The organism is Ekhidna sp. ABH4_415, assembly GCF_056161305.1.
On record NZ_JBSWYW010000001.1, the window covers coordinates 205026 to 222626 of the forward strand.

Below are 17601 nucleotides of genomic sequence, written 5' to 3' on the forward strand. Positions count from 1 at the left end.
ATTTAGCTTTCTATATTATTATTCAAGTCTCTTTTCAAAAAGATACCCAATGTGTTAAACAGTTTTAATGAGTCTACCAATTTCTTGATTGTTTAACATTTGTAGATATTTGTGCTTTTTAAATCACACTATTGAAAGAGGCGGCCAAACTACATTCATTCCAGAGCTATTTTACAATTCAAAAATTTAGCTTGTATGATTTCGGATTCAAAGTACTGGTTTTTCTGGCCATCTTTGATGGGGTTAGGCATAACTCTATTTTTTACCCATTTTCTCCGCTTAAAGAATTATTCACCTATAGTTTACTTTTTTTCTTATTACTTGACCTAAATTTTAAAGTCAGAAACCCACTAAAGCATCTTGATATAATACTATTTGTAGGATACTTGATTGTATTTGGGTCTTTCATAACATTAGGCAACTTGGACCTACTCCAAAAGGTGGTGCAACGTGATCCTCCAATCAACCCTATAGCTCTACATATTAAAACGATTAACTTTTTTTTGTTAATTTATTTATTTTCAAACTACTCAAAACTGACAAGAAAAAGCCTTGTAAGCTTAGTCAACTTTAGTGTCAACCTTTCGATTGCATATCTGATATTTAGCGTAATATCTTATTTCGTTTCTTTACCATTTATAACAGAGTTTCGGCCATATGTTGGGAGAATTAGTAGCGGATATCCAACAGCAGATAGTCAATCCCTTTCTTTTACATTATTAGCGTTATATTTTGTTGGTGCTAAACATGTTAGGTTTTTTACAGCAAAGTTTATTTTGTTGACACTGGCGATTATTATGCAAGCTACAACGACTGGAGTAGCGACTTTAGGTTTAGTGTATTTTTCATTTTTTTTTCTTGGCAGACGAATCGGAAGTAGCCAGTCTTACAAACAATTTATAAAGGCACTTATAGCCTTGGTGGCAATTGTTGCGGTTGGCATTGTTTATATCTTCACTATTGTTGATAAAGAAGTGGTAGATTCCTTTGTCTCCTTATTATCGGCTAAAAGTGAGTTTATTATTTATTACATAAAACTTAAGCTTTTTGGAATTGATTCTGAAACAAGCGATCACTTCGTTACAGCGACTTACCATGTGAGACAAGAGGAAATAAACTCTACCATAAAATATTTTGATTCTCCAATCGAAATGACTTTTGGGAAAGGAACTGCACTTGCTAGTATTATAGAAAACCAGTTTGGTTTTGTTTTAAGGGCTTATGGTTATATAGGACTTTCATTATATTGTCTGTTTTATTTAGGCGCTCTCCTTAGAGGCTTGTCTGTAAGGGAGTATAATGTGTTAAGAGTTGGCTTAGTAATGTTAGTATTATTACTAACAAGCATGAGTCAAATATCAAGCTATCTTTTTCAGATTTCATGTGGGTTTGCTATCGCTTACTGTTGTGTTTTTTCGGAAACACTTAATCAAAAATACCCATGAGAATTTTAGTGATAGCCAACTTGTATCATCCTTATATTATTGGAGGGGGTGAAATATCAACTAAAATCCTTTGCGAAGGACTAGTTGAGGCAGGACATACTGTAAAGGTTTTGACCTCAGGTAAAAATTCCTCTGAAGATAATGTTGACGGGATAATTGTGTCCAGAAAACCTAATAATATATACTGGAGCTATGAAAAAGATGAAAAGCCCGGCTTAATTAAGCTTTTTTGGCATCTATTAAATGAATACAATTTAAAGGCAAGAAAGATACTTAGGTATGAGTTAAATAGAAATAGCTATGATTTACTTGTTACAAGTACGATAGATGGATTTTCTGGTATAGTGTGGAAGGAAGCCTCTCAAAGAGGATTAAAAGTAGTTCATATTTTAAGAAGCTACTCTTTATTCTGTCCAAGATCGGGGTTCTTCAAGAACAACAGTTCTTGTAAAAATCAGTGTATCGAATGCAAATTATTGACTGGAATTAAGAAAGTTCATTCCAATAATTATGTTGATTTAGTTGTTGGAATTAGTGAGTTTATTTTGAACATGCATATCCAGTTAGGATATTTTAAAAGCGCTGAAAAAGTAGTTATTGGCAATCCACTTGGGCTTTCAAAATCGACAATAAAAAAAGAAAAAAAAGAGAAAGTAGAACTTGGATTTGTAGGTTCCATTCAAGAAAAGAAGGGTATTGAAATTTTACTCGAAGAGTTTATAAAAATAACGAACACTAAACTACGTCTCTCTATTTATGGTAAATGCATAGATGATGATTACTGTTCATATTTGAAGGAAAAATATCTTGATCCAAGAATCAGTTTTCATGGATTTAAATCACTAAATGAGATTTATCAATCATTAGATATTTTGATTGTGCCGTCTTTATGGCATGAGCCATTCGGAAGAATTATTGTTGAGGCTTATTCTAACGGGATTCCGGTTATTGGTTCAAATAGAGGGGGCATTCCTGAGCTTATAATACCCAATGTTACAGGGTTAATATTTGATCCCAAAGTCCCAGGGGATTTGACAAGGTGTATTAATAATTTGCTTAAAAATAAATCATACTTGAAGATGAGTTCGAAGTGTTTGGAAATGTCCCAAAACTATTCACGAAATGAAATAATTTCTCAATACAGCAATCACTTCAAGACCTTAATGGAGGGAAAATGAGCAAAGAAACCATAGCTGTAGACATAAGAATGGTTAATATATCAGGTATAGGAAGATATATTAATTCATTAATACCTGCTTTATTAGATCATTTTGGCAATGAAAATACAATTTTTTTGGGTCGAAAGGAGGAAGTTGTGAGGTGTCATTGGTATCACCCGAGCATTAAGATAGTTAATATTACTGCACCTATCTATTCATTGAAGGAGCAATTTGAGATTGCTTTTAAAATGCCAGATTGTGATGTGTTTATTTCACCACATTATAATTTCCCGATTTTTTCTTTTAGACAGAGAATTAGTGTCGTGTTTTTCCCCGATGTTAATCACTTAGCAATGGGACAATCTCTTTCCTTTTCAAAAAGATTGTATGCTAAAATCATGTTCAACTTGGCAAGTTTAAGAGCACACTCCATTATAACAATATCAGATTTTTCAAAAAATGAGATTAGTAAGTATTTGATAATACAACCTAAAGAAATATTGGTAGCTAAATGTGGTGTTGATCGTTTGAAGCTAGATGATTCAATAAATATACAATTAGATAAACCCTATTTTCTATTCGTTGGTAATGTAAAGCCCCACAAAAATTTATATAATGCATTATTGGCTTTTGAGATAATTCTGGATAGAATTGATAAGATTAAATTCTGTATTGTTGGAAGAAGAGATGGGTTTCTAACCGGAGATAATAGTATTTCTTATTTAATCAATAGTAGCGAGAAGCTTAGAGAAAATGTCATTTTCACTGGATATATAAATGACAAAGAATTAGCATTTTTTTATAAAAATGCAAAAGCGCTTTTTTTTCCATCATTGTATGAAGGTTTTGGTTTACCACCTCTTGAGGCTATGAGTATGGGGTGTCCAGTTCTTGGTTCCAATTCATCTTCAATTCCTGAGATTTGTGGAGAAGCTGCAATCTATTGTGATCCTAACGATGTAAAGGATATGTCTGAGAAACTGGTTGAAATTTTTAGTAATTCTGAGTTAAGAGCAAAATTAATTGATAACGGATACAAAAAGATTGATAATTATTCTTGGGAAGACTTTAATACTAAAGTTTTAAATAAAGTAAAAAGTTTATTAAGTAGATGAAAGTAGCAATAGTCCATGATGATTTAATGCGGCGAGGTGGAGCTGAAAAAGTGGCCCTTACAATTAGTGAAATGTATCCTGACGCACCTATTTTCACTTTAGCCTATCGTCCAGATCTAACTTATCCTGAGTTTAAAACAAAAAAGATTTATACATCATGGTTTCAATACTTCGCTAAAAATGAGTTATTAATGAAGTGGTTGTTTTTCCCTTTGGGTTTAATAGCAATGAAATCTTTAACAATTAAAGGGTTTGATTTAGTAATAATATCGACCACTTATTGCGGTAAATATGTAAAAATCGATCCAAAAAGTACTGTAGTTGCTTACTGTTATACACCATTTAGGTTAGCATGGAATCCTAATTCTTATTCAGCCTATTCGAATTCAAAAGGAATAGTGAGATATATTTTCAACCGTGTCATCAATTGCCTCATAAAAATTGACTTTAAAGAATCGAAAAAGATAGATTACTTTATTGCAATGACTAAAGAAACCAAGCAGAGACTGATAGAATGTTATAAACCTAAAAATGAAATTCCCATTATTAATCCCTCAGTTGAACTCGATGATTATAAGCAATCAGAGAAAACTGGCGACTATTATTTAATTGTTTCCCGGTTGGAACCGTATAAAAAGGTTGATTTGGCAATTGAGGCGTTTAATATTTCCAAACGAAAACTTGTAGTAGTTGGTAACGGCAGCATGAAGCGGTACTTGAAAAGTATAGCGAGAGATAACGTTGAATTCCAAGAAATGCTTTCTGCTTCAGAGTTGGCTGAATTATATATGAAATGTAAAGGATTTATTTTTCCGCAACATGAAGATTATGGATTGACTCCAATCGAAGCTAATGCTGCAGGAAGGCCTGTAATCGCTTATGGGAAAGGAGGTATTCTCGATACCATGATACCTTACCATCTAGATAAAAAAAATGCAACTGCAGTCTTTTTTTATGAACAATCAGCCAAAGCTTTAAATGAGGCGATTGAAAATTTTGAAAGCTTTACTTTTGCGCCGGAAGCAGCACGAAAGAATGCCGAAAGATTTTCCAAGAAAAGATTCAAACAAGAAATAACTTCTTTTATAGACACAATTGTAAAATGAAAAAAGCATTAATTACTGGAATTACCGGACAGGATGGAGCTTATCTATCCGAACTATTACTCGATAAGGGTTATGAGGTTTACGGTGCTTTTCGGCGAACAAGCAGTGAAAATTTTTGGAGAATTGAGGATCTGGGTATTCGAAATCACGAAAACTTTCATTTGGTTGAGCTTGATCTCACAGATCAGGCGAACATCATCCGGATTCTTACAAAATACGAAGTTGATGAAGTTTATAATTTAGCTGCTCAAAGCTTTGTCGGTGTTTCATTTGAAAAACCAATAATGACAGGTTTAATTACAGGTCTTGGCGTAACCCATTTACTTGAAGCAATTCGAATCATCAACCCAAAGATTCGTTTTTACCAAGCTTCTACTTCTGAAATGTTTGGGAAAGTACAAGAAATACCGCAAAAAGAGACTACCCCATTTTATCCCAGAAGTCCCTATGGTGTTGCAAAACTCTACGGACATTGGATAATGGTTAATTATCGGGAGTCATATGATATTTATGCCTGTAGTGGAATTTTATTCAATCATGAATCCCCCTTACGGGGGAAAGAATTTGTCACCAGAAAAATCACTGATTCTGTGGCTAAAATTCACCTCGGTATCCAGGACAGTCTACAGTTAGGAAACTTAGATGCAAAACGTGATTGGGGTTTTGCAAAGGAATATGTTGAAGGAATGTATAAAATGCTTCAGCAGTCAAAACCAGACGATTATGTTTTAGCAACTGGGGTCACTAGTACAGTCCGTGATTTTGTTACCATGGCTTTCAAAGAGATAGGTAAAGAAATTGAGTGGTCAGGCAAGGAAGAAAATGAGGTTGGTATTGATTCCCAAACAGGAAAGACAATAGTTTCTGTAAATAAGAAATACTACCGCCCGGCCGAGGTTGATTTATTGATTGGAGATGCTTCGAAGGCAAATAAAGTATTAGGGTGGTCACCAAAAACAGATCTTAAAGAGTTAGCCAGAATAATGGTAAAATCAGATATTCAGAGAAATCAGGATGGAGCTTCATTCTAAAAATAAAGTTCTTATTACGGGAATTGAAGGCTTTACAGGTACTCATCTCAGGTCATATCTAAAAAACAATGGTTTCGAAGTACTTGGAACTGCACTCAATCCAAAAGATGCTGAAACATCAACTCTGGATATTAACCAATTAGAGGATGTTAAGAGAGTTCTAAATGACCTTAAACCAGACTATATTGTTCATTTAGCAGCTATATCGTACGTTGGTCATCCTGAAATTTTAGATTTTTATAGGGTTAATACAATTGGAACAGAAAATATCTTAAAGGCATTAGTGAGTATTGAGCATATTCCAAAGAAGATTCTGATTCCTAGTAGTGCTACTGTTTATGGCAACCAAGAATCATCAATTCTTCATGAGGGAATGACCCCAATACCATCAAATCATTATGGATGCTCAAAATTAGCGATGGAGAAAATAATTGCTAACTACTATGACAAGATACCTGTCATTATTGTAAGACCATTTAATTATACCGGTCCAAATCAAAGTTCTAATTTTCTAATTCCAAAACTTGTTGACCATTTCAAGCAAAAGAGAAGTAAAATTTTCCTGGGAAATATTAATGTCAAAAGAGAATTCAATAATATAGGCTACATCTCAGAAATCTATAAACGGCTTTTATTAAGTAGTGCGCATTCTACAATCGTTAATGCTTGTTCATCAGTATCATACTCAATAAATAACATACTGAAGGAACTTGAATGGTTAACTAATCACTCAATAGCCGTAGAGGTCAATCCTGATTTTATAAGGAAAAATGAAATATATGAGTTAAAAGGTTCGATAGAAAAGTTATCAAAGCTTATTGAAGTTCCTGAACCCTTACCATTGGAAGTTGTCTTGCGTGAAATGTTAGATAGCTAAGTTCGCAGGTAAGTAGTTATCTCGTACTATATTTGATTTAATTTCAAAAGGCTATGCCTTCTCACCATCGTTTATCCAAATATTTCCTCATAATCTTCCTGGTTGGAGACTTGGTATCACTTAACCTGGGTGTTTTTGCCGCCACATACTATCAATTTAATTCGATTGACTATCCTGAGAGATATGCCACACTTCATATGTTCTTAAATATACTATGGGTACTCATTTTCTTTAGCAGCCGCCTCCAGGATATTAACCGTCAGTCTCAGTTACTGGATCATCTTAATCGAGTTTTATCGGCATTGGTGATTAATCTTTCTATCGTATTTGCACTCTGGTTTGCGCTGCAACCGGTTGATTACTCAAGAAAATATCTTTTTGTAACGTATCTGGTATTTACGATTGCAATTATTATTTGGAGATCTGTCTGGCACTATTTCATAAGGTATTCCAGAACTAAAGGTTTCAACCTTAGAAATGTATTTGTAATTGGAGCCGGTGATCTTACTGACACCTTGATTGAGCACTTTGAGGAGAATCCGGAATTGGGATATAATCTGGTAGGTATACATGATATCAGTAAAGATGGCTCCTCTCTTCAGGAGCTCGAAAAGATGGCTTTAGAAAAAAACACCGATATTATATTTTGCCACCTTCCAAACCTCAGCGAGGAGGAGGTGAAAGAAATTATTGATTTTGCAGAAAATAACCTTATTAAGGTTAACCTAATATCTCAGTTCAGTAGGTTGATGACACATAATCTGACCATTGAGCAGTACGGCAATATTCCAATCATTAATGTTAATACCATACCGCTGGATCATGAATTGAATCGTATCGTGAAGCGATCCTTTGATATTTTATTCTCTTCGTTGGTACTTATGGGCATACTTTCCTGGCTTGTACCAATCATCGGCTTGTTGATAAAGATGGAATCAAAGGGCCCCATCTTTTTTAAGCAGAAGAGACATGGAAAGGATAATGAGAATTTTTTGTGCTGGAAGTTTAGAACCATGACGTACCAAAAAAATGCAGCATTTAAGCAAGCCAAAAAGAACGATAATCGCATCACTAAAATTGGCGCTATACTGAGAAAAACATCGATCGACGAGTTGCCTCAATTTATCAATGTCTTCTTAGGTGATATGTCTGTGGTAGGTCCAAGACCACACCCAATCGCGTTAAATGAAGAGTTTCAACCACAAATTGATCGATTCTGGCAAAGACATGCTGTAAAGCCAGGTATTACAGGGTTAGCACAGGCAAGAGGATTTAGAGGGGAAACGGCAGAACTAAGTGACATGAGTGGAAGAGTAAAACTGGATCGCTTTTATGTGAAGAACTGGTCCCTGACACTTGATTTCAAGATCATTCTGTTGACGGCAATTTCAATTATCCGGGGAGATCAAAAAGCATATTAGGTTGGCTGTTGGCGATTAGCTCTTGGCTATTAGCTTCTAGCTGTTGGTAACTGGCCTTTAGTTGGAGGTTTTGCCCTTCCCCTTTAGGGGATCGAGGGGTGTGTTTTTGGCCATTAGCTTTAGCAGTTAGCAACCTCTAAAATGTTCAATAAACTACCAATATCCATTTACTACTTTTGCCAAAACTTTGAATAAATGAAGAATGTACTTGTAACCGGGGGGCTTGGTTTTATCGGTTCTCATACGTGTGTAGAACTTTTACAAAGGGGATATAAGGTTATCGCTGTTGATAACTTGTCCAACTCAGAAATTCAAGTTAAAGATAGAATAGCTAAAATCACCGGTAGAGATATCCTTTTCAAGGAGTTTGATTTAACTGATAAAAGTAAAGTAAGATCCCTTTTTGAGAGTCATAAGATTGACGCAATCATTCACTTTGCTGCATCAAAAGCGGTAGGAGAGTCGGTCGAAAAGCCGCTTCATTACTACCAAAATAACCTGATCTCTCTTATGAATTTATTGGAGATTTGCATTGAATATAATGTCAATGAGTTTGTATTTTCATCTTCATGTACTGTATATGGCCAGCCAGATAAACTTCCTGTTACAGAAGATACTCCTAAACAACCAGCAGAATCGCCATATGGTAACACGAAACAGATTTGTGAGGAGATCATCGAAGATTTTTGTAGGGTAAATCCGTCGTTTAATGCGATTTCACTGCGGTATTTTAATCCTATAGGAGCTCATGAAACCGCATTAATCGGTGAACTTCCATTAGGTGTACCTAACAACCTGGTTCCATTCATCACTCAGACAGCCGCTGGAATAAGAGAAAAACTCAATGTTTTTGGGGGCGATTATGATACCCCGGATGGAACCTGCATCAGAGATTATATCCATGTCGTGGATTTAGCATTGGCACATATTTCTGCACTGGAGTATGCTGACAGAATGGGAGAAAATTACGATTTCTTCAATGTTGGTACCGGAAACGGATACTCTGTATTGGAGGTTATCAAGTCTTTTGAAAAGGTTTCAGGAGTAAAGCTCAATTATGAGATAGTAGATCGAAGGCCTGGAGACATTGAGAAAATATATGCGGACACAACCAAAGTGAATCAAAAACTAGGCTGGAAAGCCGAATTGGGGTTGGATGAGATGACTCGTTCGGCCTGGAAGTGGCAAAAAACCTTATAATGTTAATAAGCTACGTTTCAACTACAAAATCGATCCTTTTGCCGAAATAGTTAAAATATCCCTTAAAAAATCAACATTTTTGAATCAGGCTTTTGGAGTATTTCCGTAAGTCTGATCAAAATTTAAATCATGGGACTGCCGCTCGCCATAGCAACATCGTTCTCAGTAACACTTACCCTGATGCCCGTAGTAATTAGGATCTTCAGATCCATAGACCTACTGGATCGGCCGGATAAGCGAAAGATACATAGCGTAAGCACGCCATCGCTTGGTGGCATAGCTATATTCATTGGCTTGGTGATGGCATTATTACTTGCACTACCAATTGCAGAGTTAGCGAACGAAAAATACTTGTTGGGTGCTACCTCACTTATCTTCTTGCTAGGTGTGAGAGATGACTTATCAAGCCTACTGGCTCAGCACAAGCTCATTGTGCAAATTTTTGCTGCATTCCTTGTCGTTTTTTTGGGGGATGTCAAAATAGAAGGCTTCAATGGCTTATTTGGCGTTGATAATTTTCCATGGCTCTTTGATGAAATCTTTACAATTTTTGTAATCGTTGTGATGACAAATGCATTTAACCTGATTGATGGTATCGACGGATTAGCAGGGAGTATTGCATTAGTAATAGCAACATTTTTGGGTTGGGCTGCATTTCAGAGTGGATTGTACGTCAATGCAACTCTTGCATTAGCAGTATCCGGTTCAACCTTAGGATTTTTACTTTATAACTGGTACCCATCGAAAGTATTCATGGGGGATACCGGATCAATGGTATTTGGGTTTATTCTTACTGTTTTAATGGTGAAGTTTTTAACCACGCCGATACCACCTTCTACTATATTATCACCGGTTGCAACTAGCTTGGCATTGTTTTCATTACCGGTTTACGATACCCTTAGAGTAATTCTTATCAGGTTGTTTATTGGCAAGCCCCCACTTTCACCGGATAGGAATCACATCCATCACGTGCTTTTAAAGCTTGGCTTGAACCATAGTCAATCCACCTTGAGTCTTGTTGCCTACAGTATTCTAATGATTGCTTTTGCAGTAGGATTCCAACACATTGGTGAACTATGGATCATGCTAATCATGACCGTCACAACTGTTTCCTTAGGAGCGCTCCTCGATCGCAAACTAATGAGAAGGGAAGCTGCTCGATTAGCTCAGCTGATTCCACCGGAAATCAAGATGAGTAAATCGCATACCTCAGTATAATTGCTATTTTTGCGGTTGATCTTGAACTGCAAAAAAAAATATGCTCGAAAAGGTAAAATCGTTTATTTCTGAAGTTGAGAATGCCACTGCTAAAACGGAGGAGGAAGTAGAAAACTTTCGTTTGAAGTTTGTTGGGAGAAACAATGTGATCAATGACCTTTTTGAAGAGTTTAAGCAGGTGCCTGCTGAACAGAAGCGAGAGCTGGGACCAGCCTTAAATAGCCTTAAGAATCTTGCACAATCGAGATTAAAAGAGTTATCAAACGCAGTAAGTACTGGAAACGCTTCATCCAGTGATGTGGATGTCACACTTCCTGGAGCGTATGGTACAGAAGGATCCATTCACCCTATTTCTCAAACTAAAAGTCGTATCATTGAGATTTTTGAGCGTCAGGGTTTTAATGTGGAAGATGGTCCGGAAATAGATAATGACTGGAATAATTTCACAGCTTTAAACTTCCCTGAAAATCATCCTGCCAGAGAGATGCAGGACACCTATTTCATTGAGAAGAATCCGGATGTATTATTGAGAACACACACGTCCAACGTTCAGATAAGACTGATGAATAAGAAAAAGCCACCAATCCGATCCATCATGCCTGGAAGGGTATACCGGAATGAGGCCATATCAGCGCGAGCACATTGCTTTTTCCACCAGGTAGAGGGATTGGTTGTGGGAGAAAATATCAGCTTCAGAGATTTGAAAAATACGCTGTATCATTTCTCAAAAGAAATGTTCGGTAAGGACACCAAAATAAGGTTGCGCCCATCTTATTTCCCATTCACTGAGCCTAGTGCCGAAATTGACATTAGCTGCTTTATCTGCGGTGGTGATGGGTGCAAAATCTGTAAACAAACAGGATGGGTAGAAATTGCCGGATCAGGCATGGTAGATCCTTACGTACTAGAGAATTGTGGTATCGATTCTACAAAGTACAGTGGGTTTGCATTTGGAATGGGTATTGAGCGCATCACTATGCTCAAGTACCAGATTGATGATCTGCGTTTATTTTCAGAAAATGACGTAAGATTCCTGAAGCAGTTTTAAAGTAAGTCAGAGATAATTTTTTCCTCTGAAATGCCTTCTGCTTCCGCTTTAAAATTTCGTACAATGCGATGACGAAGAACAGGTGCCGCCACCAGCTTCACGTCTTCGATATCAGGCGAATATTTTCCATTTATTAACGAATTGCATTTAGCTGCAAGAATTAAAAACTGCCCTGCCCGTGGACCAGCTCCCCATTCCAGGTATTCCTGTGATAATTTGTCTGCTTTCTCTCCATTGGGTCGTGTTTTGGAAACCAAATTAACAGCATATTCAAATACATTATCAGCTACAGGCACCTTTCTCACCAGCTCTTGATAATCCAATATCTTCTCTTTCGAAATGACTTCACTTACTTCTTCTAATTGCTGTGAAGTGGTACTTTTAATTACCTCAACTTCATCTTCATATTTAGGATAATCCAATTTGATCATAAACATAAATCGATCAAGCTGAGCTTCAGGTAGAGGATATGTACCCTCTTGTTCGATTGGATTCTGAGTTGCCAAAACAAAGAATGGCTTATCTAAATCGTAGTTATGTCCTGCCACTGTCACAGCTCCTTCCTGCATGGCTTCCAACAATGCAGATTGTGTTTTTGGAGGGGTTCGGTTGATCTCATCCGCAAGGATCACATTGGAAAAAATAGGGCCTTTGATGAATCGTAGATTTCGTTCTTTATCCAACGTTTCAGCGCCCAATATATCAGAGGGCATCAAATCAGGAGTAAATTGAATTCGGTTGAAATCCAACCCAAGACATTTGGATACAGTTTGAACCAAGAGGGTTTTGGCCAGGCCCGGTACACCTACTAAGAGTGAGTGTCCATTACAAAAAAGGGAGGTGATGAGTAATCGAACGACATCAGCCTGTCCTATGATTTTTTTAGAAATTTCTGCCTCCAGACTTTGAAAATCTTTGGCTAACTCATCTGCAAGTTTCACATCTGTATTTCCTGCCATGTAATTATTTCTTTAATAATGCACCTTAAGTCCCAATTTAGTTAGCTAGGTCACAATAATCGTAATCCGGGTCTATCTCAATGAAGACATTGCCCCTGGCCTTTTCAAACCACTCAGAAATTTTGGCATTTTTCTTTCTGGCAAGCGCAGCATTGGCAATTTTTTGATAGTCGATATCCAGATTTGCCTGGTGCGGTGCTATTTTATTTTTGTAATAAATGATTCTGAATGCATAACTGCCATCTTGCTTCTGATACCTTATTGGTTTGGTAATATTTCCTATTTTCATTGTGTCTATGGTAAAGAAAATATTTGGATCTAGTTGATCTGCCGGCACTCTCAAAGCCCCGGTTTCATCCTGAAAAAATCCACCTGCTGAGGATGTAGCTTGATCATCAGAGTGTTCTTTTGCTGCAGCTTGAAAGCTGATGCTATCGAGCTGAATCATTGTTCTGATACTATCCAGAAAACTCTCTGCTTTTTTAAAGTCATCCTGATTGGGCTGTGGTGTAATCAGAATGTGCCTGGTTTTATAGGTGTTACCTCTTTTTTCCTGAAGCTGAATTAAGTGAAAACCGAACTGGGTTTCTACTGGCATTGAAATTTCTCCTGGCTTCATTGAGAGTGCAGCAGCTTCATATTCTGGGGCTAATTCTCCCCTGCTGTAAAAGCCTAACTGCCCGCCATTGGCGGCTGAGCCGGGATCCTGTGAGTATTTTTTAGCCAGGACTGCAAAGTCAATTCCACTTTCCAATTGGCTTCTGATATCAAGCATGAGGTTTCTCACCTTATCTTTTTGGGTTTTGCCTGGCTCAGGCTCCTTTACGATCTGCGCAATGGATACTTCAGTAGAAAAATACGGAAGTGAGTCTTGAGGTATGTTTTTGAAAAATTTCTTTACTTCCGCTGGCGTCACCTTCAAGCCAGAAGTCAATTCCGACTGCATTCGCTGAATGGTGAGTTGTTCTTTGATGTTATCGAAGATCTCATTCCTGATTTGCTCAATACTCTTTCCATAGGCTTTTTCTATGGCCTCTTCCCCGCCAAATTGCTGTGCCATCACGGACATTCTACGATCAAGGTTGCTGTTTACTTCTGAGTCGTCCACAAAAATGGAATCAATCTCTGACTGGGCCATTAACATTTTATTTACAACCAGCTGCTGCAAAATCTGACATTTGGCGTTGCTTCCTCTCATTTCTCCACGTGAAAGAAAATCCAAATAGGAGCGCTCAAGTTCTGACTTTAGAATGATATAATCATCCACCTTAGCGATGATTTTATCAATCACCACCTCATTATTTTGTGCAAATGAGGGTAATGTAAATAGTAGGGCTGCACTAATTGCTATAAATCTCAAACGCATTTGTCTGTTCTGCTTCTTCATAAATTTTCTTTTCCAGCTCCTTCTTCAGAGCAATTTTTCGCTTGTTGATGATGATGTCTGAAACACTCTCTCTTATGAATTCAAGTGGTGCAATTTCACCAACCGTCTTGTACTCAAATATTTTTAAAAAGTAAATGAAATCTTCATCGGATACTTCCACTGAACTGTTGGTTTTCAAAAATGATGCCTTATCATTTACATCTTTCAATGGGGTCTCAATTAGAACTTCGTCAAACTTGACCCAGACAGAGTCTTCAACGAATGCTTTCACCGCATGTTCCTCAGCATATTCCCATATCTCTGTAGTGTCTCTCGGGTAGTTTTTTAAAGCTCTTCTTAGTCTCCAAACATTCGGTGCTTTTGACGGTATCTTGAAATAGACACACTTAGCCAGGTTTTGACGGAGGACGAAATTTTCCGATTTCTCATCATAATATTTTTGAATCTCAGCATCGCTCACTTCTTCATTCAGGTTTGCTTCGATGTATTTTTTTTCCAACTCATGAACCATCAATGCATATTGGTAATCCAAAACCTTATTTTGAATTCTGGCTTCATTGAAATCGATGGCTTCTTCTGCACGACTGATCATCAATTGCTTTTTTATCCAGTCTAACACAAATTTCTCCACAAAGACCACACTGTCTGAAGCTGAAAGATTTGCAGGGATTAGCGCATTGAGATTTGACTCAAGAAGTTCTTTTTCACCCACTCGTGCAATTACCTTCTCTTCCGTTTGCTCTTTGGGCTGGAAGTATTGACATCCTGAGATTAGTAATATGTTGAAAATGAGGATATTTCTCACTTTAAGGATACATTTTTATGAGCCTGCAAATATTGTGATTCTTTTCAGTAGAGAACTCAATTTTATCCATTATTCTTTTCACCAACATTAAGCCCAGACCGCCTTGCCTCCGGGTGGATATAAGCTCCTCCATGGATGGAGATTTGTATTCATTTATATCGAATCCTACTCCTTTATCTCTAAATGTAAAAATGATTTGCTTTGGCCTAAAATCTATATTGAATTCTATGTGACTATGAGGATTGCAATTATTCGCATGGATAATCAAATTGGCGCACACTTCGTCTACAGCTAGCACGAGCTTGTGTGCCTGCAGGTCAGGTACACCTTGCGCCTCCAGCATATCGGAGGTGAACTGGCGGATTCTCACCAGTTCATCTTTACTGCATCCTATGGTCAGTTTCTTACTCATTAAAAGAGGCTACTGCTGCTTCTTTATCTTCTTTTATTGTTAATAGTTTTTCCAAACCGAGAATATCAAACACTTGTTTTACTGTTTCATTTATTCCAAAAATCGTGAGCTCAATATTCTGTTTCTTGAATTCATCCAGATGAGAAATAAATACGCCCAATCCGGCTGAAGAGATATAGTTTAAGTGTGTCAGGTCGACCACAATCTTCTTTTCACCAGATTCCATTGCTTCTTTTAATGCATTATCCAGATATATGCTAGAGCCAGCGTCTATCTCGCCATCTACATTGATGAAGTGAATTCCATCGTTTTTCTCGGTGGTTATCTCAGCCATTTTTAATTGTCTTTAAATTGGACTACTACTAAAGTGTAATCATCATCTATTATCATTTCTCCTATAAAGTCAGAGAGATCTTTTTTAATTCCTTCTTTTACTTGGTTGGGTGATTTTGAGGCAAGGGCGGTGAAAGCGTCTTTCAGACGTTTGCTTCCATACTGTTCTCCCTCCGGGTTTTTTGCCTCTGTGATCCCGTCAGTATATAAAAGCAGGGTATCACCTGCATGATAATTCACAGTATTGCTATGAACGTAATCTCTGTAACTAGAGTTTCTTAACATACCCAGACCCATTCCATCGCATTTCAAAAAGTCAACCGAATTTGCATTTTTGCAATAGAAAAGACTCGGACAATGTCCTGCCCGTGAAAAATGCAACACGTTTTTCGTGGTGTCAATGTCGAAATAAGTAGCTGTAATAAAGGAGGTCTTCTCAAGGCATTGACTCAACGCAATATTTGCTTTTTTGTTGAATTCCTCCGGAGACACACCCTGGCTGGCAAGGCTGTGAAAGATACCTTTCATCTGTGCCATCTGGAATGCGGCGCTGGTGCCTTTACCAGATACATCACCAATGATCAAGCTGAATCTGTTTTTCTTGTACTCCAGGATATCGTAATAGTCACCCCCCACCTCATCAGCAGCCATGGAAAAGGCCGCCATCGTTAGGTGATCATTGTTAATCAGTGAGGTAGGAAGCAAGCTCTTTTGGACGTTCTTGGCAATTTTCAGCTGCTCTTTGTATCGTTCATTTTCAATGGATTCCTTGATGAGAGAAAGGTTCTCCAATGAAATACTTGCCTGGTTTACAAACGTGGTGATTATGTTGACCATCTCACGGTTGAATGCCTCAGAAACCTCATTCAGCAGAACAATAAAGCCCACTTGTTTATTTTGGACCATAATGGGCAGGGCAATGATTGATTTGAATTGAGGGTGTTTCAAATCATCAGTAAGCTTGCCTGGGTTTGCTTCACTTTTAAGCGACAGATTCAATATTTCTTTGATGGTTTCTCCCTTAATAGCGGATTTTATAATCTTAACTTCTTCATCTTTCAAGTTTCGGATTACCTGAGTTGTGCCACTTTCTTCACGCACCTCCAGCCAGGCGGCATCTGCAAAAACGGCGCTCATAGAGCTTTCAAGCAGAATCTCATACGTTTGATCTTTGGTTTCACCTCGTGGAATCGATTGACTTAGTTTTTGGAAATCCAGCGCTTCTTTCAGTTTTTGCTCAAAAACGGAGGAGGTTGGAAGGTTGAAAAGCGTGACAAGAATAGAAATGACGGCATAAACGAAAAGAAACCCAAACATCCCGGCGATGAATGCACGATCAAGCAGGTCGATGACTAAAACCTCTGTATATGAGAACCTAAAGAGCATCAAAAGGAAGTGATATAGATATATCCCCGACAAAAGGATAAACAATATGCCTTTCCATTTCTGCTTAAAGTTGAGGTAGGCCACCCACTTCAAATTGAAAGCAAGGATGATGGAGAAGCTTCCAAGTATTACCAGGGCCACACTAAATATTTGATCACCATAGCTAAAGCCAAGGAAGTCAAAAATAAGTGAGGCTAACAGAGCTACCTCAAAGAAGCCCCACAGCTGTAAAAGGTTTTTTGATTTTTGGTATAGGATCAACCTTTTCCAAACCACCATGGTAGAGACCATGAAAATCACTACCAATCCAATCAAAATATTATAGAAAAAATTGATGGTAAGTGGACTTTCTACGAGTGTGCTATTGGCGAAAATGGTGAGGAAGAAACGAATAGCCAATGAAAGCAAAGTAGTGACCAGGCCAGTGATGAAAACCTTCCATAGCAGATCAGTGAAATTCAGTGAATCTGCCTTGGTGATCATGTACCGATAGTACGCGAATGTGGTTAGCACAAATCCGGTAAAACATAGCTGAGGGAAAAAGTTGGAGAAATCCACCTTCATGTCATAGCTCTGCACAAAAAGTAAATAGATGCTTGAACCAGCAAACAGCAGCCAGCAAATAATTGCTCCCAGAAAGCTCAGCCTTATTTTTATCTTGTCTGACACTGCGACAAAAATAGTGAAACAAAAGGCTC

At 37.5% G+C, this 17601-nt stretch carries 16 protein-coding genes; 10 read left to right on the forward strand and 6 right to left on the reverse strand.

Going from position 1 to position 17601, the window contains the following annotated elements; all coding sequences use genetic code 11:
- The first annotated feature begins 131 nt into the window (after positions 1 to 131).
- From ACXAH9_RS00910 to pheS, 10 genes are all read left to right on the forward strand, one after another.
- The gene (locus ACXAH9_RS00910) at positions 132 to 1445 is read left to right on the forward strand and encodes a hypothetical protein (protein WP_474893007.1); all 1314 of its coding nucleotides are present in this window, start codon (positions 132 to 134) and stop codon (positions 1443 to 1445) included.
- Positions 1442 to 2623, forward strand: coding sequence for a glycosyltransferase family 4 protein (locus ACXAH9_RS00915; RefSeq protein ID WP_474893008.1), 1182 nt, complete (start codon positions 1442 to 1444; stop codon positions 2621 to 2623). The genes ACXAH9_RS00910 and ACXAH9_RS00915 overlap by 4 nt, the downstream gene beginning before the upstream one ends.
- Positions 2620 to 3720, forward strand: coding sequence for a glycosyltransferase family 4 protein (locus tag ACXAH9_RS00920; RefSeq protein WP_474893009.1), 1101 nt, complete (start codon positions 2620 to 2622; stop codon positions 3718 to 3720). Before ACXAH9_RS00915 ends, ACXAH9_RS00920 begins: the two co-directional genes overlap by 4 nt.
- Entirely contained in the window at positions 3717 to 4826 is a 1110-nt protein-coding gene (locus tag ACXAH9_RS00925; protein WP_474893010.1) for a glycosyltransferase, read from the forward strand. The genes ACXAH9_RS00920 and ACXAH9_RS00925 overlap by 4 nt, the downstream gene beginning before the upstream one ends.
- Positions 4823 to 5857, forward strand: a complete 1035-nt coding sequence (gene gmd, locus ACXAH9_RS00930) for a GDP-mannose 4,6-dehydratase (protein ID WP_474893011.1) — start codon at positions 4823 to 4825, stop codon at positions 5855 to 5857. Before ACXAH9_RS00925 ends, gmd begins: the two co-directional genes overlap by 4 nt.
- Entirely contained in the window at positions 5841 to 6734 is an 894-nt protein-coding gene (locus ACXAH9_RS00935; protein WP_474893012.1) for an NAD-dependent epimerase/dehydratase family protein, read from the forward strand. Before gmd ends, ACXAH9_RS00935 begins: the two co-directional genes overlap by 17 nt.
- Before the next feature lie 53 nt (positions 6735 to 6787).
- Positions 6788 to 8155, forward strand: a complete 1368-nt coding sequence (locus tag ACXAH9_RS00940) for an undecaprenyl-phosphate glucose phosphotransferase (protein WP_474893013.1) — start codon at positions 6788 to 6790, stop codon at positions 8153 to 8155.
- Positions 8156 to 8350: 195 nt separating this feature from the next.
- The gene (gene galE, locus ACXAH9_RS00945) at positions 8351 to 9355 is read left to right on the forward strand and encodes a UDP-glucose 4-epimerase GalE (protein ID WP_474893014.1); all 1005 of its coding nucleotides are present in this window, start codon (positions 8351 to 8353) and stop codon (positions 9353 to 9355) included.
- Positions 9356 to 9484: 129 nt separating this feature from the next.
- Positions 9485 to 10573: an MraY family glycosyltransferase gene (locus ACXAH9_RS00950; RefSeq protein WP_474893015.1), complete on the forward strand. Its 1089-nt coding sequence runs from the start codon at positions 9485 to 9487 to the stop codon at positions 10571 to 10573.
- Between the two features lie 40 nt (positions 10574 to 10613).
- A complete protein-coding gene (pheS, locus tag ACXAH9_RS00955; protein WP_474893016.1) occupies positions 10614 to 11621 on the forward strand; it encodes a phenylalanine--tRNA ligase subunit alpha in 1008 nt (335 codons plus the stop codon).
- On the opposite strand, the gene ACXAH9_RS00960 is transcribed toward pheS, so the two are convergent.
- The 6 genes from ACXAH9_RS00960 to ACXAH9_RS00985 are packed head-to-tail and all read right to left on the reverse strand — an operon-like array spanning position 11618 to position 17572.
- A complete protein-coding gene (locus ACXAH9_RS00960) occupies positions 11618 to 12580 on the reverse strand; it encodes an AAA family ATPase (RefSeq protein WP_474893017.1) in 963 nt (320 codons plus the stop codon). The genes pheS and ACXAH9_RS00960 overlap by 4 nt on opposite strands.
- Before the next feature lie 37 nt (positions 12581 to 12617).
- Positions 12618 to 13967 carry a peptidylprolyl isomerase gene (locus ACXAH9_RS00965; protein ID WP_474893018.1) on the reverse strand — a complete coding sequence of 450 codons (1350 nt, stop codon included), beginning with the start codon at positions 13965 to 13967 and terminating at the stop codon, positions 12618 to 12620.
- Positions 13921 to 14772 (reverse strand): peptidyl-prolyl cis-trans isomerase, encoded by an 852-nt coding sequence (locus ACXAH9_RS00970; protein WP_474893019.1) that lies wholly within the window; start codon positions 14770 to 14772, stop codon positions 13921 to 13923. Before ACXAH9_RS00970 ends, ACXAH9_RS00965 begins: the two co-directional genes overlap by 47 nt.
- A gap of 1 nt (position 14773) precedes the next feature.
- On the reverse strand, positions 14774 to 15184 hold the full coding sequence (locus ACXAH9_RS00975; protein ID WP_474893020.1) for an ATP-binding protein: 411 nt from the start codon (positions 15182 to 15184) through the stop codon (positions 14774 to 14776).
- A complete protein-coding gene (locus ACXAH9_RS00980) occupies positions 15177 to 15518 on the reverse strand; it encodes an STAS domain-containing protein (protein WP_474893021.1) in 342 nt (113 codons plus the stop codon). The genes ACXAH9_RS00975 and ACXAH9_RS00980 overlap by 8 nt, the downstream gene beginning before the upstream one ends.
- Before the next feature lie 2 nt (positions 15519 to 15520).
- The gene (locus ACXAH9_RS00985; protein ID WP_474893022.1) at positions 15521 to 17572 is read right to left on the reverse strand and encodes a GAF domain-containing SpoIIE family protein phosphatase; all 2052 of its coding nucleotides are present in this window, start codon (positions 17570 to 17572) and stop codon (positions 15521 to 15523) included.
- Positions 17573 to 17601 lie beyond the last annotated feature (29 nt).